At 57.9% G+C, this 21,614-nt stretch carries 18 protein-coding genes; 15 read left to right on the top strand and 3 right to left on the bottom strand.

The features are described 5' to 3' along the window. The 10 genes from AB4Y31_RS30790 (at position 1) to AB4Y31_RS30745 (ending at position 11,775) form a co-directional block, all read left to right on the top strand. Positions 1-1,983: a hydantoinase B/oxoprolinase family protein gene (locus AB4Y31_RS30790; protein WP_368677280.1), complete on the top strand. Its 1,983-nt coding sequence runs from the start codon at positions 1-3 to the stop codon at positions 1,981-1,983. A 214-nt stretch (positions 1,984-2,197) separates the two neighbouring features. Continuing rightward, on the top strand, positions 2,198-2,986 hold the full coding sequence (locus AB4Y31_RS30785) for an amino acid ABC transporter permease (RefSeq protein WP_020566080.1): 789 nt from the start codon (positions 2,198-2,200) through the stop codon (positions 2,984-2,986). Positions 2,987-3,198: 212 nt separating this feature from the next. Further along, positions 3,199-4,170, top strand: coding sequence for a hypothetical protein (locus tag AB4Y31_RS30780; protein WP_018439688.1), 972 nt, complete (start codon positions 3,199-3,201; stop codon positions 4,168-4,170). 210 nt (positions 4,171-4,380) lie between these two features. Next, positions 4,381-5,175, top strand: a complete 795-nt coding sequence (locus AB4Y31_RS30775) for an ABC transporter ATP-binding protein (protein WP_018439687.1) — start codon at positions 4,381-4,383, stop codon at positions 5,173-5,175. An 80-nt stretch (positions 5,176-5,255) separates the two neighbouring features. Beyond that, the gene (gene hutH / locus AB4Y31_RS30770; protein WP_368677279.1) at positions 5,256-6,785 is read left to right on the top strand and encodes a histidine ammonia-lyase; all 1,530 of its coding nucleotides are present in this window, start codon (positions 5,256-5,258) and stop codon (positions 6,783-6,785) included. Between the two features lie 14 nt (positions 6,786-6,799). Continuing rightward, positions 6,800-8,488, top strand: a complete 1,689-nt coding sequence (gene hutU / locus AB4Y31_RS30765) for a urocanate hydratase (RefSeq protein ID WP_368677278.1) — start codon at positions 6,800-6,802, stop codon at positions 8,486-8,488. A 2-nt stretch (positions 8,489-8,490) separates the two neighbouring features. Next, positions 8,491-9,099, top strand: coding sequence for a HutD family protein (locus AB4Y31_RS30760; RefSeq protein ID WP_020566079.1), 609 nt, complete (start codon positions 8,491-8,493; stop codon positions 9,097-9,099). A gap of 177 nt (positions 9,100-9,276) precedes the next feature. Next, positions 9,277-10,671, top strand: coding sequence for a formimidoylglutamate deiminase (locus AB4Y31_RS30755; protein ID WP_026229491.1), 1,395 nt, complete (start codon positions 9,277-9,279; stop codon positions 10,669-10,671). A 24-nt stretch (positions 10,672-10,695) separates the two neighbouring features. Beyond that, positions 10,696-11,517 carry an N-formylglutamate deformylase gene (gene hutG, locus AB4Y31_RS30750; RefSeq protein WP_368677277.1) on the top strand — a complete coding sequence of 274 codons (822 nt, stop codon included), beginning with the start codon at positions 10,696-10,698 and terminating at the stop codon, positions 11,515-11,517. A gap of 60 nt (positions 11,518-11,577) precedes the next feature. Continuing rightward, on the top strand, positions 11,578-11,775 hold the full coding sequence (locus tag AB4Y31_RS30745; protein ID WP_368677276.1) for a hypothetical protein: 198 nt from the start codon (positions 11,578-11,580) through the stop codon (positions 11,773-11,775). Between the two features lie 227 nt (positions 11,776-12,002). Here the strand turns inward: AB4Y31_RS30745 and AB4Y31_RS30740 are convergent, their stop codons facing one another. Then, complete coding sequence (locus AB4Y31_RS30740; protein WP_368677275.1) at positions 12,003-13,349, bottom strand: aminotransferase class I/II-fold pyridoxal phosphate-dependent enzyme; 1,347 nt, start codon at positions 13,347-13,349, stop codon at positions 12,003-12,005. A gap of 555 nt (positions 13,350-13,904) precedes the next feature. Between AB4Y31_RS30740 and AB4Y31_RS30735 the strand changes: the two genes are divergently transcribed. The 5 genes from AB4Y31_RS30735 to AB4Y31_RS30715 all read left to right on the top strand — a co-directional run bounded on the left by AB4Y31_RS30735 (position 13,905) and on the right by AB4Y31_RS30715 (position 18,756). After that, a complete protein-coding gene (locus AB4Y31_RS30735) occupies positions 13,905-14,750 on the top strand; it encodes an ABC transporter substrate-binding protein (protein ID WP_223258778.1) in 846 nt (281 codons plus the stop codon). Positions 14,751-14,891: 141 nt separating this feature from the next. After that, a complete protein-coding gene (locus AB4Y31_RS30730) occupies positions 14,892-15,614 on the top strand; it encodes an amino acid ABC transporter permease (RefSeq protein ID WP_368677274.1) in 723 nt (240 codons plus the stop codon). A gap of 88 nt (positions 15,615-15,702) precedes the next feature. Then, entirely contained in the window at positions 15,703-16,470 is a 768-nt protein-coding gene (locus AB4Y31_RS30725; protein ID WP_018439677.1) for an amino acid ABC transporter permease, read from the top strand. A gap of 1 nt (position 16,471) precedes the next feature. Beyond that, the gene (locus tag AB4Y31_RS30720; RefSeq protein ID WP_018439676.1) at positions 16,472-17,248 is read left to right on the top strand and encodes an amino acid ABC transporter ATP-binding protein; all 777 of its coding nucleotides are present in this window, start codon (positions 16,472-16,474) and stop codon (positions 17,246-17,248) included. A gap of 164 nt (positions 17,249-17,412) precedes the next feature. Next, on the top strand, positions 17,413-18,756 hold the full coding sequence (locus AB4Y31_RS30715; RefSeq protein WP_018439675.1) for an MmgE/PrpD family protein: 1,344 nt from the start codon (positions 17,413-17,415) through the stop codon (positions 18,754-18,756). A gap of 354 nt (positions 18,757-19,110) precedes the next feature. On the opposite strand, the gene cysC is transcribed toward AB4Y31_RS30715, so the two are convergent. Together cysC and nodU are read right to left on the bottom strand one after the other, a co-directional pair. Further along, on the bottom strand, positions 19,111-19,710 hold the full coding sequence (gene cysC, locus AB4Y31_RS30710) for an adenylyl-sulfate kinase (protein ID WP_102607337.1): 600 nt from the start codon (positions 19,708-19,710) through the stop codon (positions 19,111-19,113). A gap of 165 nt (positions 19,711-19,875) precedes the next feature. Next, on the bottom strand, positions 19,876-21,606 hold the full coding sequence (nodU, locus tag AB4Y31_RS30705; RefSeq protein WP_368677273.1) for a nodulation protein NodU: 1,731 nt from the start codon (positions 21,604-21,606) through the stop codon (positions 19,876-19,878). Positions 21,607-21,614: the final 8 nt, after the last annotated feature.

Raw genomic sequence — 21,614 nt, 5'->3', positions numbered from 1 at the left:
ATGGATGCGGTCCGGACAGCAGTAATGAATAACCGTTTCACCGCGATCGTCGAGGAAGCGTCAGCGGTCATGTATCGCACAGCTCACACGACGTTCGTCAAGCTGGTGCAGGACTATCAGTGCGCAGTCGCCACGCCTGAGGGAGAAATCTTTGCGTACCCGAGTCAATCAGGTGTGAGTTCGTTCATCGGCGTTCCTCTTCAGAAGACGATCGAGCAGTTGCACGAGCTCGGCATTGACGAGGGCGACTGCTTCCTCACGAACGATCCATTCTCGACCGATGGTCTCGTCACTCACATGATGGACGTTACGATGGTCCGCCCGATCTTCGTCGAACGACAACTGATCGCGTTCTCATGGGGCTTTGTTCACGCATCAGATATCGGGGGCGCAGTACCCGGAAGCATTTCGCCTGCATTCACCGAAGTTTTCCAGGAGGGTATCCGCATCCGCCCCGTCAAGCTTTACAAGAAGGGTGAGATAAACGAGGACGTTCGTCGTCTCTTGCTCGATAACAGCCGGATTCCGGACGATCTCTGGGGCGACATGAAAGCCATGCTGTCGGCTTTACAGAGCATGGACCGACGGTTTCACCAGTTGTGCGAGGCGTATGGACGAAGCGTGGTCGAGCAGGGTATGCGTGACGTCCTCTCGTTTGCGGAAATGAAAGCGCGAGCAGTGATTGCGAAGATTCCTGACGGTATCTATGAGTTCGGTGACTACCTGGAGGGGATTGAGCCGGGGCAGCATACCTATATCCGTTGCGCAATGCGCGTCCATGGGAACGGCGTCACGTTCGACTTCAATGGTACAGACCCACAGATCCCAGCGGCGTACAACTTCGTTAGTGGCGATCGTACGCATCCATACACCGTCCAGGCATTCCTTTACTACCTGCTCACCGTAGAACCGGATGCGCCCCGGAACGCCGGCTTGCTGCGCGCAATCACGATGCATGCGCCGCGAGGCACCGTCATCAATGCAGAGTTTCCTGCCGCAGGTGGCTCGCGGGTCGCGGCGAGCACGCGCGTTTATGACACGTTGCTTGGCTGTCTGCAGCAGGCTCTGAAGGGTGGGCTGACGGCTTCGGGTCCGGGCATGTCGGCGGTGATCGTGCTGAGCGCACGAGACCCGCGCAGCGGAAAGCGACGGGTCAGTGTCATCAACCCGCTGTGTGGCGGTGGCGGGGGGCGCGCTGGAAGCGATGGCACTGATGCAATCGACTCGCGTTCCGGATATCTGAAAAGCGTTCCGACTGAGGTCATTGAAGTTGAGACGGTGTTGTTTGTTCACGCAACGCGTCTTCTCGAAGACAGCTATTCGCCCGGCCGCTGGCGCAGCGGTGCTGCACTCCTGATGGAGATGGAGAACACAGATGCCGAAGCGACCATGACGATTCGCGGCATGAATCGATTTTCTTTTCGCCCTTGGGGCGTGCACGGTGGGCACCCTGGCCGGATGGCCGAGGTTGTATTGAATCCAGGCAAGGATGATGAGGAGGTACTTGAGCGCGTAACAGTACTCAAGCTCAAACGCGGCGATGTCCTGCGCCTCATTACACCGTCCGGCGGTGGGTTTGGCGATCCCCTTGACCGGGATCCTGACGCGATACGGAACGACATGCAGCGCGGCATGCTGTCCGCCGAGGCAGCCTTTAAGGACTATGGGGTCGTTTTTGAGTCGGACGGTTCGATCAACTACGGCGCTACGGAAGTCGCGCGGGCAGAGCGTCGCTCGACAAACGCTCCAGCAGCCTTCGATATGGGACCGGAGCGCAAGGTGTACGACGCAATCTGGCCTGACGCAGTGCGCGCCCGTTTTGCCACGGCCGCGCTGCAAGGACCAAAAGCGCATCGCCAGCTTCTGGTTGATGCCGTGCGCAAGCGTTTGACGGCGGCTGGCGAAACGGTTACGGACGAGGCGTTGCAGCGCGCCATTACGGAGGAGACGGCTCGGCTATCGGGCGATAGCGTCCTGCATTGACGGTCTTGCTGGCGGGCTTTGTATGTAGTGAAGAAAGCAAAGGGCGGTCCGCGTGTGAGAGACGGTCATAGCGTGGTATTCCGGCGCCGATCAGTTCATGTCGATCGTGATCCTGCTTCTGACAGAGACAAATCCGGGATAGTTGGCGCACTTCGAACTGACGGCACGCTCTCGGACATGACGTAAGCGGGATCAAGGAGAGAGGTAAGCAATTGTGTTAACCAATATTCATGTCGTATTCGATCCAAGCTTCTTCCTGAAGTTTGTGTTTTCGCCCAGTCCCGCGTTGCTCAAAGGACTGGTGGCAACGGTTGTAGCAGCAGCGATCGCGCAGTTTCTCGGCACAGTGATTGGCTTCGTCCTGGCCATCGCCGGCATGGCTCCCAGTCGAATTTTCAGAGGGGGCAACCAAGTTTATATCTGGTTTTTCCGAGGCACGCCTGTTCTCGTTCAGCTGGTCCTGATTTATTTCGGCCTTCCTTATCTTGTTGGATTCGATCTTTTTCCGGCTGTGATGCATATCGGTCCGTTCGAGATCAGCGGTGCATTGATCGCGGGCATTCTCGCGTTCGGGATGCACGAGGGTGCATACATGAGCGAGATCACGCGGGCCAGCATTACGGCCATTCCTCGAGGGCAGTGGGAAGCTGCGCAGGCGATTGGGATGACTCCGGGTATGACAATGCATCGGATCATCATGCCGCAGGCGTTGCCACTGCTGGTTCCGGCGTTGGGAAATCAGTTCAACAACATGCTGAAGACGACCTCGTTACTTAGCGTGATCGGTGTCGCTGAAATGTTCCGCGTTGCTGAGCAGTTGCAAGCAGCTACCTTCATGACGTTTGAAGTCTACTTGGGCGTCTCGGTGTACTACCTTGCGCTCACTGGCTTGTGGACCCTGGTCCAGCATTTCATTGAAAAGCGGCTGTCGAGGCATCTCCGATCCAGGCGTAGACCTGAAACACGCGTTGGGAAGAATCCCCACCCGGAGACAGCAAGCTGAATTTGCCGGTAGCCAGATGCCAATAACTGGCGGAACGATGATGTACAGCAGTATGAACTGACATCTGCCCTTACTTTTTCATTCACGACGAACCTGGCCGCGCAGCCCGAAATTCCTGGCCGCCAGAAGTAAATTGATTTTTAACTGGTAATTCGTACTACTAATGAAGTGGTGTTAAACCGGATTACCTCAGTCACCACTGGAGAAACCTGATGTCCCAGAAGCAAAAAACGTTGAAAGAATTCGTGGCCGAGCTCAAGGCATTGACCGATGGCATGATGACCGTAGAGCCCAAAGAGATTGCCGATTTGCGCCTTGGCGAGATGGAAATCCCTGCCGGCAGCTACGGTCAATACTTTGGAACGTGGGACATCGCACACGGCATGCTGCGTGACTACTCGATGTATACCTTGTATCCGCTGGTCGTACTGGCAGAGGATCCTGAGTTTCAGCCGCGACAGATGTCGAAGATCGTCGACGCGTTGGACCAGGCTTACAGCAACTATCTGCGCTACAGTGGCTTTCCAAAAATGGGGGCCCTCGCGCTGGAGCTGCGCGCTCACCTGAAGGACAACCCCTCCAGGGAAGAAGTCGTGACAGCGTTGCGCGCGTTCACCGAGTACACGAACAAGCTGCAGGCCTGGTCGTTCCACTACTTCCCGTGGGGTCTCGGCAAATACTTCCAGTACCCGGCAGAGCGTCTGCAGGCCGCCCCGCCTCCCGTGGCAGATCTCGGCGCAACTCGTGCGCACATCCGCAGCGGTCAACGGATCCGGATCACATGGAAGCCGTTGAACATCACGGTCAACGCCACACTGGCCACCAAAGAGAACCCGGAACTGTGCGCCGACCTCGCCGCTGCGCTCCCCTTTACGACCATTCAGGATCACGCCGTCGTGACGGGCGAGTCGATGTACGCATGGTCGCCGTTCGTCAGCACGGCGCCGATTCGTCTGCGTGAACGCATCTGCGACGCGCCGATCGGCCGGATCCGTTTCTCGCAGTCCACCGGTCAGAAGTTCATCGTCCAGTATGGACCGACCACCGAGGATCTCTCGCAGCCAGTTCTCGGAGAGATCGATGAAGCCGACGCAGCCAAGCTGGCCGAAGTGGGTAAAGCTGTTTGGGAATCGACGTTTGAGTCGAAGAACCTGATCTGGATGACGGTCGAACTGGCCGACTGACATCAGGTCCGGAAGTTGGCGCTCGCGACAGACGGATGGGCGTGGCGCGCCTACCCATTACAGGCAAATTGACTGGCGCGAACGCCAACGCCTTCATCCGGGCCAGTGCGAACATTCTGGCGAGGCGGCGACTAACGGGTGCCGGGAATTGAGCGGGATACCGGCACCGCAACTGTGTCGCGGGCGGATCGACCACCGCGTAAGGAAGACATGATGGATAACGGAAGTTCCTCCGCGCTCTCGGCGAAGAATATCCACAAGTGGTTCGGCAATCACCATGTCCTGAAGGGCATCTCGCTCGATGCCCACCAAGGTGACGTGATTTCGATCCTCGGAGCGAGCGGATCGGGGAAGAGCACGTTTCTCCGCTGCCTGAACCTCCTTGAAACTCCGGACGAGGGGTCCGTTGCCGTGTCGGGCGAAGCGTTCGATATGGCTCGACATAGACACGGAAAGTTGCATCGCAGCGACCGCCGGCAAGTCCAGCGAATCCGTACCGAACTTGCGATGGTTTTTCAGAGTTTCAACCTCTGGGGCCATATGACTGTGATGCAGAACCTCATTGAAGGTCCCACACGCGTGCAAAAGCGGCCCAAAGCCGAAGTGATCGACGAAGCCGAAGTGCTACTCGCGAAAGTCGGACTGGCCGACAAGAAAGAGCAGTACCCGGCACAGCTCTCGGGTGGTCAGCAGCAACGCGTGGCCATTGCACGTGCGCTCGCAATGCGTCCGAAAGTAATGCTATTCGACGAGCCGACGTCGGCTCTCGACCCCGAACTGGTTGGTGAAGTACTTCGCGTTATGCGATCTCTCGCTGAGGAAGGAAGGACGATGCTGGTAGTTACTCACGAACTTGGTTTTGCCCGAGAGGTGTCGAACCGCATCGTCTTCCTTCACCAGGGGCAGGTCGATATCGACGGCACACCGGAACAGGTGTTTGGCGGGGGCGGGTCTCAGCGACTACGACAGTTCATCGCCGGGCACCAGCTCGCCACAGCGAATTAGTTTGAACTGGGTTGCTTCGGCTGAGGTGTTCAACCCGCCCGATTGGCCGACGGAACGAATGAACAGACAGGATTTGTAAAATGATTCTTACACCCGGGAAAGTATCGCTTGCCCAACTGCGTCAAATAGCGCGCTCGAACGTATCGTTAGAGCTTGATCCGGGAAGTTTTACTGCGATCGATGCTAGTGCCAAGGCGGTCGCTGATATCGTTGCAAAAGGCGATCCCGCGTATGGCATCAATACAGGCTTCGGGCTGCTGGCGAGCACCCACATTCCACGCGACCAACTTGAACTGCTACAGAAGAACCTGGTGCTATCCCACTCGGTAGGCGTTGGTGAGCCAATGTCTCGACCGGTTGTCCGTCTTCTGATCGCGCTTAAGTTGTCCAGCCTCGGACGAGGAAACTCCGGCATTCGGCGAGAGGTAATGGAAGCGTTGATCGCCCTGTTCAACGCAGACGTATTGCCGGTAATCCCGGTTAAGGGTTCCGTAGGTGCTTCTGGAGATCTGTCTCCCTTGGCGCATATGTCGGCGGCTCTGCTTGGTGTGGGCGATGTCTTCGCAAAGGGCGAGCGAATGAGCGCGCGGCAAGGACTTGAACTTGCCGGGCTGTCTCCGCTTCCCCTGCAGGCGAAGGAGGGTCTGGCGCTTCTGAACGGTACGCAGGCATCCACCGCGCTTGCCATCTACAACCTGTTTGTGATCGAAGATCTGTATCGCACCGCACTGGTCGCAGGGGCACTGTCTGTTGACGCTGCAATGGGATCCGTTAAGCCGTTCGATTCGCGTATTCACTCATTGCGCGGGCACCAGGGCCAAATCGATGCTGCTGCCGCTTATCGGACGCTCCTGGACAACTCCTCTATCAACGCATCACATGTGAACTGTAACAAGGTGCAGGATCCATATTGTCTGCGCTGCCAACCGCAGGTCATGGGCGCATGTCTTGACCAGATCCGCCATGCGACGGATGTGCTGTTGATCGAAGCCAACGCTGTGTCCGACAACCCGCTTATCTTCCCGGAAGCCGTTGAGGTGATTTCTGGGGGGAACTTCCATGCGGAGCCTGTTGCATTTGCTGCGGACAATCTTGCAATTGCGGCCTCCGAAATCGGAGCGTTGTCTGAGCGCCGGATTGCACTTTTGGTCGACGCAACGATGTCAGGTCTTCCTCCTTTTCTCGTCAAGGATGGAGGGGTCAATTCTGGGTTCATGATTGCGCATGTAACGGCTGCTGCACTGGCGTCGGAAAATAAGACCCTCGCTCACCCGGCGTCTGTCGACTCGCTGCCTACATCGGCAAACCAAGAGGACCATGTGTCCATGGCGACGTTCGGAGCGCGTAAGCTGGGCGATATTGCACATAACGTGGCTAACATCCTCGCAATCGAATTGCTGGCTGCTGCGCAAGGGGTCGACTTGCGTGCTCCCTATGAGACGAGCCACACCCTGAAACAGGTAATGCACGCGATCCGTCGCGATGTCCCGCATTACGACGTCGATCGCTATTTCGCTCCGGATATCGAGGCAATCGCGGATCAGGTTTTGAGCGGTGCAATTGCGACGTACTCCCCTTTGTCTTTTGCCTCTGAAGTCAACTTGCACTGAGTAGGAGGAACGTCATGAACAACCCGAAACACATCGACCCGCGTCTGGACCCGACACGCACGATCCGCGCGCCGCGCGGCAGCGAGAAGACCTGCAAGACCTGGATCGCGGAAGCCGCGTACCGGATGATCCAGAACAACCTCGACCCGGAAGTAGCCGAGCATCCGCATGCGCTGGTCGTCTACGGCGGCATCGGCCGCGCGGCGCGTAACTGGGATTGCTTCGACCAGATCCTCGCGTCGCTGAAGGATCTCGAAGAAAACGAGACGCTGCTGATCCAGTCGGGCAAGCCGGTCGGAGTGTTCCGCACGCACAAGGATGCGCCGCGCGTGCTGCTTGCGAACTCGAACTTGGTGCCCCACTGGGCGAACTGGGATCACTTCCATGAGCTCGACCGCAAGGGCCTGATGATGTACGGCCAGATGACGGCCGGCAGCTGGATCTACATCGGCAGCCAGGGTATCGTGCAGGGCACCTATGAAACCTTCTTCGCGGTCGCGAACGAGCACTTCAACGGCGATCCGTCGAGTCGTTGGATCTTGACGGGGGGCCTTGGCGGCATGGGCGGTGCGCAGCCGCTCGCGGCGACGATGGCGGGTTTCTCGATGATTGCGGTCGAATGCGACGAGACGCGCATCGACTTCCGCCTGAAGACCCGCTACGTCGACAAGAAGGCAACGACTCTCGATGAGGCGCTCGGCATGATCGAGGAAGCGAAGCGCACGGGCAAGCCCGTGTCGATCGGCCTGCTCGGCAACGCGGCCGACGTGTTCACGGAACTCGTCGAGCGCGGCATCACGCCGGACTGCGTGACCGACCAAACTAGCGCGCACGATCCGATCAACGGCTACCTGCCGCAAGGCTGGACCGTCGCGCAATGGCGCGAGGCGCAGAAGGTTGCTTCGCAGAGCATTGTCAAGGCCGCGAAGCAGTCGATGGCCGTTCAGGTGCGTGCGATGCTGACTCTGCAGGAACGCGGCGCGGCGACGCTCGACTACGGGAACAACATTCGCCAGATGGCGCTGGAAATGGGCGTCGAGAACGCATTCGACTTCCCGGGCTTTGTGCCGGCCTACATCCGCCCGCTCTTCTGCGAAGGCAAGGGGCCGTTCCGCTGGGTTGCGCTATCGGGCGATCCCGAGGACATCTACAAGACGGATGCGAAGGTCAAGGAACTGATCCCGGACGATCCGCACCTGCACAACTGGCTCGACATGGCGCGCGAGCGCATCGGATTCCAGGGCTTGCCGGCGCGTATCTGCTGGGTCGGCGTGATGGATCGGTATCGGCTGGGCCAGGCGTTCAATGAGATGGTCAAGAACGGCGAACTGAAAGCGCCGATCGTGATCGGACGCGATCACCTCGATACCGGCTCCGTCGCGAGCCCGAATCGCGAAACGGAAGCGATGAAGGACGGCTCGGATGCGGTCAGCGACTGGCCGCTGCTCAACGCGCTGCTGAACACGGCAGGCGGCGCGTCGTGGGTGTCGCTGCATCATGGCGGCGGCGTCGGGATGGGCTTCTCGCAGCACTCGGGCGTCGTGATCGTCGCCGATGGCTCGGACGCGGCGCATGAACGCCTTGGCCGCGTGCTGTTCAACGATCCCGCGACGGGCGTGATGCGTCACGCGGACGCTGGCTACGAACTCGCGCAGCAGACGTCGCGCGAAGCCGGTCTCATGCTGCCGATGCTGGGCCGCTGAGCGTGACCAACACCACGCTCATTCGCGGCGCGGGTCTCGTGGCGTCGCCATGGAAGAACGGCGGCGGCCTCACGCGCGAAGTCGCTGCGTTTCCCGAAGGCGCGGCGCTCGATGCGTTCGTGTGGCGCGTGAGCGTCGCCGATGTCGCGCAGGCCGGTCCGTTCTCGCGTTTCGCGGGCATCGACCGGACACTTGCGCTACTGTCGGGCGCCGGCATGCTGCTCGATGAAGCGGGCGGCGTCACGCATGCATTGCGCGCGCCTTTGGATATTGCACGCTTCCCAGGCGAGACGGCGGTCGACGCGCGTCTCGTCGACGGCGCCACGCGCGATTTCAACCTGATGGTGCGGCGCGGCGCGGCAACGGGCGACGTCGACGTGTGGCGCGATGTTCACCGCGCGCAACTCGATGCCGATGTCGCGCTGCTGTTCTGCGCGCATGGCGAGCTGCATGTCACGACGGGCGACAGCGCATCGGAAAGCACGACGACGCTCGAGACGAACGACACCTTGCGCATCGACGACGCACGCGCGCTTGCGTGCGAGATCAAAGGAACGGGCGCGTTGGTCGCCGTCGCTATCCGCTACACCGAACCATCTCAAGCCCGCTAGCTCACCAAAAGACAGCCGTGCCATGAAGCAAACCGTCTGGAGCCATCTGAGGCTCAGCCCGCAGGGCGATCCCAATCGCTTATGGATCGGCCGCCCGTTGTGCGAGCGTGTAGTGTGCGGCGGTGAAACAGTGCATTTGCGTCGAGCTCGATGAGCGCGAATCGAATGGAATTGAACATGGCTCAACCTACTCACGCGCTGTTCGCTGAAGATGCATTTCTGCCCGCAGGCTGGCGGCGCAACGTGCTGCTGCAATGGGACGCGCAGGGCGCGCTGACCGCCGTCGCAGCCGATACGCAAGCTCCCGCAGGCGTTGAAAGAGCGCGCGGCCCCGTTTTGCCCGGCATGCCGAATTTGCACTCGCACGCGTTCCAGCGCGCGATGGCAGGTCTCACCGAATATCGTGCGAATGCCGTCGACAGTTTCTGGACTTGGCGCGACCTGATGTACCGCTTCGCGGCGCGCATCACCCCTGAAACGCTCGCCTCGATCGCACAATGGCTGTACGTCGAAATGCTGAAAGCGGGCTACACGTCCGTCTGCGAGTTTCATTACGTGCATCACATGCAGGATGGTCAGCGCTATGCGAACGAGGCCGAACTCGCGCAGCGCGTGGTCGATGCCGCGGGCGCGAGCGGCATCGGGATCACGATGCTGCCCGTGCTGTATCAGTACGCGGGCTTCGGCGCGCAACCGCCGCGCGAGGACCAACGCCGCTTCATCAATACGCCCGACAGCCTGCTCGGCCTGCTTGACACGCTGCGCCGCGCGCGCCCCGAACACGGCGCATTACGCTATGGTGTCGCGCCGCATTCATTGCGCGCGGTATCGAACGAATCGTTGCGCGCGTTGCTGAACGGACTCGACGCGATGTCGCCAGGTGCGCCCGTGCACATCCATATCGCCGAGCAGATGGCGGAAGTGGGCGCCTGCGTCGAAACGGAAGGCGCGCGTCCAGTGCAATGGCTGTTCGATCGCTTCGACGTCGATCAACGCTGGTGCCTCGTGCATGCCACGCATATCGACGCCAGTGAAACCACGGCTCTCGCGAAAAGCGGCGCCGTCGCGGGCTTGTGCCTGACGACGGAAGCGAATCTCGGCGACGGCATTTTCCCCGCGCACGATTATCTGGCGCAAAACGGGTGCATCGGCGTGGGCAGCGACAGCCATATCGGCGTCGACTGGTGCGCGGAACTGCGGCTGTTTGAATACGGGCAGCGGCTCCTGCGGCGAGAGCGCAATGTGCTTGCCTCCACCGACATGCCGCGCGTAGCGGACCGTCTGTTCGCTGCCGCGCTCGATGGTGGTGCGCAGGCGACGGGGCGGGCGGTCGGTGCGCTCGCAGTCGGGCAGCGCGCTGACTGGATTGTCCTGGACGCGAATCATCCGAGCATCGCGTGCGATGTGCCGGACGCATGGCTTTCGTCAGTGATCTTCGCGGAGCATGGCGAAAACGTTGTTCGAGATGTCTATGTGAGTGGCAATGCAGTTGTGCAGGACCGCGTCCATCGTGACCAAGAAGATGCATATAGGGGCTACAAGGCCGCGCTCGGCGAGTTGCTGGGCCGCTAATCCAGGACACCGCAGGAATCGGAAATGATCGAACGCAAGGACGAGCCAGTTTTCTTTCTCCATCGAGGCAAGATTCCATTACTCTTGTCGATTCCTCACCTCGGGACTCAAATCCCGGAAGACATCGCTGCAACGATGACGGATGTGGCTTCGCGAACCGACGATTGCGACTGGCATCTGGATCGCTTGTATTCGTTTGCGGAACGGCTTGGCGCCTCGATCATTAAACCTTTGTGTGCACGTTACGTGATCGATCTCAATCGCCCACCTGATGACGCAAACCTCTATCCAGGGCAAGACACCACGGGACTGGTGCCACTCGACACATTTGAGAAAGAGCCGCTTTATCGCCGCGGGCACGTGCCCACAGATCAGGAAATATCGCGTCGACGCGCTGTCTACTGGCAGCCCTATCACGATGCGCTCGCTCGCGAACTGGATGCGCTGAAGGAAAAGCACGGTGTCGTGTTGCTGTGGGATGCGCACTCGATTCGCTCGCAGGTACCGCGTTTATTTGACGGGGTATTGCCTGATTTCAATTTTGGCACGGCAGGCGGAGGGAGTGCGTTACCGGGTCTTGCCGAAGCGATGGCCGGCGCTGTACAGCACCGCAGTGCGTACTCGGCGGTCGCAAACGGTCGTTTTCGAGGGGGGTACATCACCCGTCACTACGGCCGGCCGGAAGACGGCATCCATGCGCTGCAACTTGAGCTTTCGCAGCGCACGTATATGCACGAGCAGATGCCCTATGCGTACGACGAAATTCGAGCAGCGAGAATTGAGCCGCTACTCGAATTTCTGGTGAGCCGTGCCGTCGAAACCCTGCATACCGGAAGAAATGGTTGATGGCCCTGATGCCACTGTCCGCATGCTTTGTCGTCCAGCAACTCTAACGAAGGTAGAGAAATGCTTCCCACTGAAGTTAACATAGCGGCGTTCGGGGTATCCGACACTGCAACCGCTTTCGACTCGCATCCAGTGAGCAACAGTGCAGCGCAGAAGTCGCAGTATGCGATCTTGCTGCGGGCGCCGATGTCATCATTGGCCAGCAGCGCCAGCGACGGTGCCGATGCCTATTCGGCGGCAATCCTGGGCTACAACTGACGTTCTGAAATCCAAACAAAGCACGCCGTAAAGGCCGCCATCCAGACCGATACGCCTTCCACAGGCAAATGCTTTCTTTAAGACCGGGCCTGCTAACCTGAAGGTTCGAATCCCATCGCAGATGCCGAAATCCATCGGGGTCGGCGAAAGGCAATCATGGTCGGTAGACAGCGCGCCTCTTTGGCCACGCCGCGATCCACTTAGGTCAGCATCGCGGTAATCGTAGTTCAGTGTGCGTCGCTGCTCATCGGTCGCTCGAAGGTCCCGGCTGCCTCGGCCAGTGCGTCGGCAATCAGTGCGACCTGTTCAACGCTAATGCTAGTTGCGACGCGGATATGAGGTCGGTGCGCAACCTGAAATCGGGAACCTGGCTGTACGGCAATCCCGCGCGCAGCGAGTGTGACCAGCGCGTATTGTTGATCCCGGACAGGCAGCCAGACGCACAATGTGTCCTGTCCAGAGACCGACAATCCGCGTTCTGCAAGCGCGGCAGCCAGTCGCGCTCGTCTGGTTGCATAGGTGTCGCGAGCAAGGGCGACCTGATGCAACGACCCTTGATCGGTGAGGAGAGTAGCGGCTGCGCTTTGTAATAGCCGACTGGTCCAACCTTCGCGAAAATTCCTGAGTGCCTGGATCTGATCGGCAAATCTCGGGGAGCTAGAAAGCACGGCCAGCCGGAAGTCCGTTCCCAGGGATTTTGAGAACGTACGGATATGCACAGTGCGCTCAGGGTACGCGGACCCAAGGGTAAGGGGAGGGGTGCTGGCGAGACCCGCCAGACCATCGAGCTCCACGATCATTGTCGCGTTACCCACTAAAAGTCTTCGCATCTCTTCGAGCCGTGACGGGCTCACGCGCATACCAGTGATCGAATGGGAGCCCGGCTGATAGACGAAAGCAACCGGGTGCTGCCCAAGGGCGGCCCTAAGCGATTCCGGGAGTGGTCCTTGTGAGTCGCATTCGACGCCGATTGGCCGCGCGCCGAGCTTTTCCAGAATGTCGAACACGCGCAATGTAGTTGGATCTTCGACTGCCACCGCGCAGCCGGGAACAACGATTATCTGCAACACGGTGTGGAGACCGTCGTATCCACCGTTAACAGCAGTAAACATGCATTCGGCATATGGCCAGCCCGGCGCCACGGCATTCTTCAACTCGCTGCAGATGGACTCCCGAGAATAGCTATGAAGATTGCGCAACTGATGTGCCTGAGTCAGGGCGTATTTGGTGTCGGGCAGCAGTTCCGGATCGGGCGAAGCGAAGCGGAGGTCCGCCACTATGTTTTCGCCGTAGTTTGCGAAGTCCTCATAGCGTGCTGGCCGCAGTGTTGTCTGATCACCGCGTACCCATGTGCCAGTACGGCCTCCGCCGTCGACCATCCGGAAGGAGCGTAGATGTTTCCATGCACCGGATATGGTGGCAGGGCTTACCCCGAACGCTTCGGCGAGGTCGCGAACCGGAGGCAGCTTAGTTCCGATGGGGATCCTTCCGTTGCGGATGAGTTCGGCCACCTCCAGAGCGATTCCGCGCATGGTCCGCGAACTGACCTGCGCGACGAGCGTCTTGAGATCCATCTCCAATCATAATGTTCAATAACGAAAAAGACATTGTACATTTTTTTTGATAAACATATGCTTTGATCACGGTGCTCAAGAAACGGCATCTGATCGCAAAGAAAGCGATCGCGAGCTTTGGGCGCTGGCTAGAGGCCGCGTCGTGAAGCGGGCATGAGAACTTACTACGGAGACACTTCATGAAAGGCAGTCGTCTGATTTATCCAGCCATCCCGTACTCTGGTGCATGCTTGTCTGAGACCTGACATGCAGTCCGGGACGCCTGGCAACCTTGCCTATGCGCAACCATGATCGAGTTCGGGCTGACGGCGTTACCGATAGGCCTAGGTTGCGCAAGCTCGTAACCGTGTATGGTCGTCCCTGATCCTTTCTATCATTTGATAAATCCAGTCCGCAGAAACGCCATCGACAATTCGATCCAGGCAACAGGCTGCACTAGTGCTGCAGTGTGGCAGGTTTCGATCAGTGGCCTTGAAGCGATCACACCAAGGGAACACCATGATTCTTCGGTCTTACAGAGCGATCTTCAGTGGGTGCCTCATCGTTGCAGCTAGCATGACGACCCTGACAGCCCGTGCTGAGGACATAGCTGCGGGTACCACCTACGACATCAAACTACCGACCAAGGTAGCCAAAAGCGTTGAGCCGCCCGAGAAACTCGCGAAAGCGGGCAAGATCGTGTTGTGCACGGAACTCGGTAATCCGCCGGGTGGCTTCCTTGCCGAAGATGGCGCGACGCCTAAGGGTTTCAATGTGGACATCATGTCTGCCATCGGGCCCGCGATGGGGATCAAGAGCGAAGTGGTCAACTATCCTTTTGCTGACATCTTCGCGGCGCTCGACTCCGGGAAATGTGACGCGGTCATGTCGAATAGCTCAAAAAGCCCTACCCGTGTCGCACGCTACAATTTTGTTGACTACATGACGATGCGCCTGGGCCTGATGGTTCCCAAGGGCAATCCACTGGCTCTGAAAAACTTTGCGGATCTTTCCGGTCATCGCGCAGCGGTTCTGGTATCCAGCACCACCGAGCGCCTCCTGAAGGAAGCCAGCAGCAAGGCCGTTTCTGAAGGAAAGAAACCGATCGAGATTCAGTCCTACCCGCAAAACACCACCGTGTTTCGACAGCTGGAACTGAAGCGCGTCGACGCGTTCGTTGGCGATGCCATGACAATTGGCTACTTCATCCATCTGATCCAGAACCGCTTCGAGGTAGGCGGACTTCCCGTGGACCCGCTTACTATCGGGATCGTCATGCGGAAGAACGATCCTCAGCTCGAGGAGGCCGTGCGGAACGCCTATTTCGCCCTCTATGACAGCGGCTATGTGGAAAAGTCGGCCAAGCGATGGGGTATGGATGGGCTGGTTACATTGTGCCGTGACGACAAACCGTGTTCGTGACTTTGCGAAGGCATCCGGCCATGTCGCTCGTCTGGTGATCGCTCAATGTCTGTGTCGTCAGGAGCAGTGAATCCGGGAATCCCGACAGCTTTATGAAGATGGCTGACTAGGATTTCATCGAAGAGCGGAGAGATTTTCGAAATGCATTTCGACGTAGGCTATTTTCTAAGTTTCGTCTTCCACCCTCCGCTCGCGCTGCTGCGGGGACTGCTAACGACGGTATTGACAACGTTTGTGTCGATGGCATTCGGTGTACTACTCGGGCTATTGCTCTCCGTGTGCGGGCTAGCGCCATGGCGTCTACTTCGGTGGTTCAACACCGCATATATCTTTGTATTTCGCGGTACGCCGCTTTTGGTACAGGTCATCATGATCTATTTTGGTCTACCGTATCTAACCAATCTGGATCTATTTCCGCAAAGCATCCAGTTGTTCGGTGTGATCTCCCTCGCGGGCGCAATTGTGGCTGGCGTGACAGCCTTCGCTTTGCACGAAGCGGCCTACTTCAGTGAGATATCGCGTGCCGCGATTGCGGCGGTGGATCGTGGGCAATGGGAGGCAGGCAAAGCGCTGGGCATGTCACCGGGACTCGTTATGCAACGCGTTATACTGCCGCAAGCTGTGCGGACCATGTTGCCTCCGCTGGGCAATCAGATCAACGGAATGTTCAAGGCGACTTCTCTGCTGTACCTGATTGCTGTACCTGAGATGCTGTTTATTGCGGACGCTGTGCAATCAGTCAACTATAAGACAATCGAGGTCTACCTCGGTGTCTCCGTCTACTACCTCGCGCTTACGACCGCATGGGGTTTCGCACAGGAGGTGTTGGAAAAACGATATTCAAGAGGGTTCGGTTCGATATGAGATCGGGTTCGACGAGACTATCAGATATCACGCTCACTACGGCGGTACTCCGTGGTGATAGCGAACCTCCACGCTTGGGAGAGCACTCATGAATTTCGATCTTCACTACTTCCTTGAACTCGTCTTTGTGCCACCACCACAATTGCTCTATGCGGTGTGGGTGACAGTATCGGTCACCTTGACGTCAATGGCCGTCGGTACTGGCGTAGGTCTGATGCTCGCATTGTTTGGAACCAGCCGTCTCGGAGCGTTTAGAGGATTCAATCGCTTTTACGTCTGGTTTTTCCGCGGTACTCCCGTTCTGGTTCAGATGTTTTTGGTCTACTTTGGGCTGCCATCTCTTTTCGGTGTTGATCTATTTCCGTCGACGGTACATACGCCCATCTTTTCGATGAGCGGCAGTATCGTAGCCGGCATTCTAGCGTTCAGCATGCACGAAGCGGCACACATGAGCGAGATAACGCGGGCTGGTATTCGGTCGATTGACAAGGGCCAGAACGAGGCTGCGCAAGCCCTTGGTATGTCGCCTGCACTTGCTATGCGTAGGATTATCCTGCCCCAGGCTTTTAGGACCATCCTGCCATCGCTGGGAAACCAGTGCAACCTGATGTTCAAAACTACAGCTTTCTTGAGTGTTATTGCTGTTCCCGAGTTGGTGCACGTGGCTGACAGCCTGCGTTCCGGAAACTTCAAGACTTTCGAAGCCTATGGCGCAATCTCCATCTACTATCTTCTGCTCAGCGGAACGTGGATGTTGCTGCAGCGTTGGGTCGAAAGCCGACTCTCCTGGAGCCCGCGTGCAGTGACGCAGAAGCTGGACGACAAAACTACCACTCTCTTACAGATGGAGAACTGATATGGCCGAGAGTCGCGCTGTGCCTGCCGTCGAGCTCCGCAATGTGAGCAAGTCATTTGGCAACCTGAAGGTGTTTGATCATGTCTCGCTCACTGTGGAACGCAACGAGGCAGTGGTGATCATTGGCCCTTCAGGTTCGGGGAAGACAACGCTGATTCGTTGCATCAATCATCTTGAAGAAATCCAGGACGGTGAGATCTTGGTGAACGGAACGCGTGTCAGCCATAAAGTTGTCGGGGGAAAAAGGGCTCCTCTCAGCGAAAACGAGAAGACGGCAAACCGCCGCAGCGTGGGAATGGTCTTCCAACGGTTCAACCTTTTTCCGCATCTCACGGCGCTCCAGAACATTGTGGAAGCTCCGATGCATGTGCTCAAGCAGACAAGACAGGAAGCGACTGAACATGCACTCGCGCTACTCCAGCGAGTCGGTCTGGCCGACAAGAAAGACCAGTATCCGGCTCAATTGTCCGGCGGCCAGCAGCAGCGTGTCGCGATTGCGCGCGTCCTTGCGATGAAGCCCGAAATCGTCCTGTTCGACGAACCAACCAGTGCACTCGATCCGGAAATGGTCGGCGAGGTGCTGGCAGTGATGAAGGAACTGGCAGGAAACGGGATAACCATGATCGTTGTCACTCATGAGATGGGGTTCGCCCGTGAAGTGGCCGACCGCGTCATTGTCATGGACAAAGGCGTCATCATTGAAGAAGGTTCACCCGATCAGATTTTCTCCCAATCTAAGAACGCGCGCACTGTTTCATTTTTGAAACGCGTTGCCTGATGGCCTGCCGAGTTCGTCTCACCTCTGATCTTGGACGACCCGTTATCGTCTGGTGGAAAGCCAATCGTTCCCTCTAAATGAACATGAGGGGGAGGAGCGGTTGTTTCGGCAATCCTAAACCGACGAATCCGAAATTAGTAAATCGACGCAAGAAAGGAGACGTCATGGCAATTTCAGCGACCACTAGCCTTGCTGAGTTTATATCTAATGTGCGTGAATTGCCTGCGGTCGTCTGTGAACGGGCCAAGCTTCATATCGCAGATACGTTGGCGTGCATCTACGCTGGTTCGGCCTCCCGTGCTGCTGCGCTTGCAAAACAGATTTCCGCTCGCGAGGACGAGTGCGCCCGAATTATCGTGCCCGGTCTGGGACGATGGAATGATCCCGCGCTTGCTGCCTTGCTTACAGGAGTTTGTGCACACGCGGACGATTTCGACGATACCAGCGAGCACTCAATGAACGGTCACCCGAGCGCGCCGATCGTTAGTGCACTGATCCCGACAGCATGCATGCTCGGTGCGAGCGGCACAGACGTAGTTCGCGCATACGCCGTTGGGGTAGAGGTGGCGTGCAAGCTCGGGGTTGCCGTTGGCCCGGCACATACGAGTCGCGGTTGGCACACGATGTCAACTCTGGGCACCTTGGGCGCCGCTGCGGCTGCAGCCAATCTGCGCGGCCTCGATGCTGTTCAGACGCAGCATGCAGTGGGGATCGCGTGTTCATTTGCCGGTGGGTTGCTCGGAAACACGGGGACTATGACTAAAGCCCTTCATTGTGGGCGCGCAGCACATGGCGGGTATCTGGCAGCCGCCCTTGCCGAGCAAGGCTTTACGGCTGGCGCTGATATTCTGGAAGCAGAGGCCGGATTTATCGATGCATTGACGGACCGGTCGGTGGACCGCATTGATCTTCCGGGTCTCGGCGGGGACTGGGAACTGCTGCGTCCTGGTCTCGCCGTGAAGCTGTATCCATGCTGCAGTTGCACGCATCTCGCTATCGATGGGGCAATTGAAATTAAAGGTCGACATACATTCGATCCGTCGAGTATTGAGCGAATCACTTGTTCGGTTCGCGAGGAGTGTACACATTATCTGCGATTTCCGAACCCTAGGAATGGCATAGAAGCCAAGTTCAGTATGACCTACACGGTGGCAGTGGCATTAACGCGCGGAAAAGTGACGCTCGAAGATTTCGAGACGACCGCGCTTGATCGCGAGGACGTAGCCGTGCTAGTGCCGAAAGTTCGCATGGTTGCTTGCTTTGATGAAAACGAGGTGGGCAGCATCGAGGTTGTCCTGAAGGATGGGCAGCGTTTTGCCACACGCAGAGCTGCTCCGCATGGATCCCCGGATGACCCGCCGGAGTGGGATGACATAATAGGAAAGCTCCGACAATCTGTCGCGCGTGGAACGAGCTGTGTGCCACAGCAGCTTGAAGAATTTTTTGTCGCAATTCGAGGGATGGACAAACTATCAAAATTTGTCGATCTACTGGAAACGTACCTCTGAAATCGATGTCGTTATCGCGAGAGAGCGGTAAACCAGAACACTGTCCGAACAACTGCAACATGACTTTCGGACGAATCTCATTTGTCAACTTCGTTACCGTGTGCGTGAGCCACGTCGTGGGCAGGGGGAAGTTGCCTGCCCAACAAAGTGGGTACGAGACGTTCCACGCCAGCTCGCGTTCCGGGAGTTCGCGAGCTGTTGGCCCGGCATCGCCGGGCACTTTTGTTGAGCGATCGTGTCCGCCGTGAGGATCGGGCGACGCGCGTGCTGCGTCGGTAGGGCTTTCGCTCGGTGCCGCTGATGTAACGGTATTTTTCGGCGGTATCCAATCGATGCTGCCGTGCATCGGCTTGATCAATGACTCTTAACCCAGGCCAAGACCGTATTGGCGGCTTCATTGATGGACGTCGAGCTGGTGTCGATGAAGATGTCCGGGGCCGTTGGCGGTTCATACGGCGAGTCAATGCCGGTAAAATTCTGTATCACCCCTCGTCTCGCGAGCCGATAAAGTCCTTTGGTATCGCGCGCCTCGGCTACGGCCAAAGGTGCGTGAACATGAATTTCGACGAACTTATGCTGGCCCGCGGTGCACTTGGCGATCTCTCGATCCGAGCGGAAAGGCGAGATAAGGCAGACCAGCACCACGATCCCCGCATCGGCCATCAATTTTGCGACTTCCGCAACGCGTCGTATATTTTCGCGTCGATCGTCATTGCAAAAGCCGAGATCTTTGCAAAGCCCGAGTCTGACGGAGTCGCCGTCGAGGACGTAGGTAAGGTGTCCAGACGCATGGAGACGCGCCTCGACCCTGTTGGCGATAGTCGATTTTCCGGCCCCGGACAGACCGGTGAACCAGAGAATTGCCGGTGTTTGTCGCAGCAACTGTGCCCTTGACTCGGGAGCAACCTGAAAGCCGTGTGTGCAAAGATGTGGAGCGGACGCCTCTATCGTCATACTCGCCTCAGTACATGGGATTTGAATCGTCAATGAGATTGCACTCCGCAGGTCAACACGCAGCAATCCGCCCAGGCAACATGTCTTGATCGTCGTCGGACCCGAGGTGATAGCGCGAACTGCCAACGCAAATGACAGCGGCGTACAGAGCACCGATGACCCGCGTCAGCGGTCTCCAATCGGAGACGCAGATGAAAGTGTTTCGTCGACTGTCGACGGCCGGCCAGTTCCGCATGCCTTGGTCAGTAACACGCCATCACACCAGACATGATCGACGCGTCCCCAGTCGCAGGCTGAAGCCGCGTCCGGGAAGAAACCTCGCCCATGGTAGTTGGCGCTCGTATTGCAGAGCACTGGGATACCCGTGAGCCTTTCGTATTCGACCAGAAGTTGCGCCACCGGATGCTCGGAGTTTCTTGAAATGGTCTGCAATCGCGCAGATCCGTCGAGATGCATGACAGCAGGGATCTTCTCTCGCCATTCCGCCCGAATCTGATGGTCGAACAGCATGTAGGGATCGGGAGTCCCCGGGTTAAAGATGGTCGGCGCACGGTCCTCGAGGCATATGGGTGCCACGGGGCGGAAGTGCTCGCGAAGCTTGACGTCGTTGAGGTGATTCTTCATTTCCGGCAAAGTCGCAGCGGCTAAGATGCTTCTGCCTCCCAATGCCCGTGGTCCAAGCTCGGCCCGACCAGCAAGGAAAACGACAGGTTTGTTATTGGCAAGAATTCTGGCGAGTCCGGCCACGGAGCAAGGCGAGGCCGTCCATCCGTGTGGTATTTGGTCACATTTCATTGACGGCCCGCTGTACAGTGACCAATCCAGCGGCACGAAACCCTCGTCAGTTGCCAGTGCGCAGCAGGCGGCACCGATTGCCGATCCGCTATCGTTTGGAAATGGCGGCACCCAGATCGCGTCGAACAAGCCGCTCGCGCGCAGCGCGCTGTTCCATTTGATATTGAGCCCGCATCCGCCAGCGATACACAGGTTTCTTTGTCCCGGAAACGAATGGCGCTGCAGGGCATTCGCCATTTCATGAATGAGTAGACGCTCAAGAAAGACATGAAACGAGGCGAGCACGTCTTCGGGAGGCTTGCCTCCCAGCAGCAGTGCGCTTGCTTCGAAGAAGTCGCGCACAGCCGCTAGTGATAGGTCCGCGTCGTGGATGTTTTCGCGATAATCATGCGCACATTCAGTATCGCCAGCAAACCGTTGATGGTACAGCCCGCGAAATACCGTCACGATGTCTTCGTAAACCGACCCTAGCGCGATGTAAGCCATCAACTTGCCGGCCACACCCAGATCCCATCCTGCACCATTCGCCTTTTTGTAGGGTCCGAAGTGATGACCTGCCGCCGCGTAAATGTGACCTATGACGGGGAACAGGCAATCAACTAGGCGGGCGCCGTGGCGCTGTACATGATAGAGGCGAGGGACAATCCCACCATCCCACACCAAGCATAACGCTGGCTGCCCGTTTTGAGCGAAAGGGCTAGTGCAGTACGCGGAGGCCACATGGCCTGACACGTGAGGGTAGCTCTTGTAAGGGAAGGAACGGCCGCCGACAATCAGTCCTGAGGCGTCGTATGAGGCGAGAAGATTATCCGCCTTGCGTTCGGCATAAGGAGCCCCTTTCAGAATAACGGGGATAGACCCACTGAGTATCCGAAACTGCGACTCGACTTCTCCGTCCCAACCGTCGATGACAAACTGGTCAATATCTTCGACTCGAAAACCATGCTCGGACAATATGATCTCGATGACATCGAGGTCGTCGATTGCCAAATACCGAGGATTGTTGTCTCGCTTTTCCTGCTCGATGCAAAAGACGAGCTTCCCTTCCTCGACGACGGCAATCGCTCCGTCGTGGGTCAGTTTGATGCCGCAGATGCGCATAGTATTTC

This window comes from Trinickia sp. EG282A, from assembly GCF_040965455.1.
Lineage (GTDB): Bacteria > Pseudomonadota > Gammaproteobacteria > Burkholderiales > Burkholderiaceae > Trinickia > Trinickia symbiotica.
Note: the sequence above shows the minus strand (reverse complement) of the source record. Positions and strands in the feature narration are given on the sequence as shown.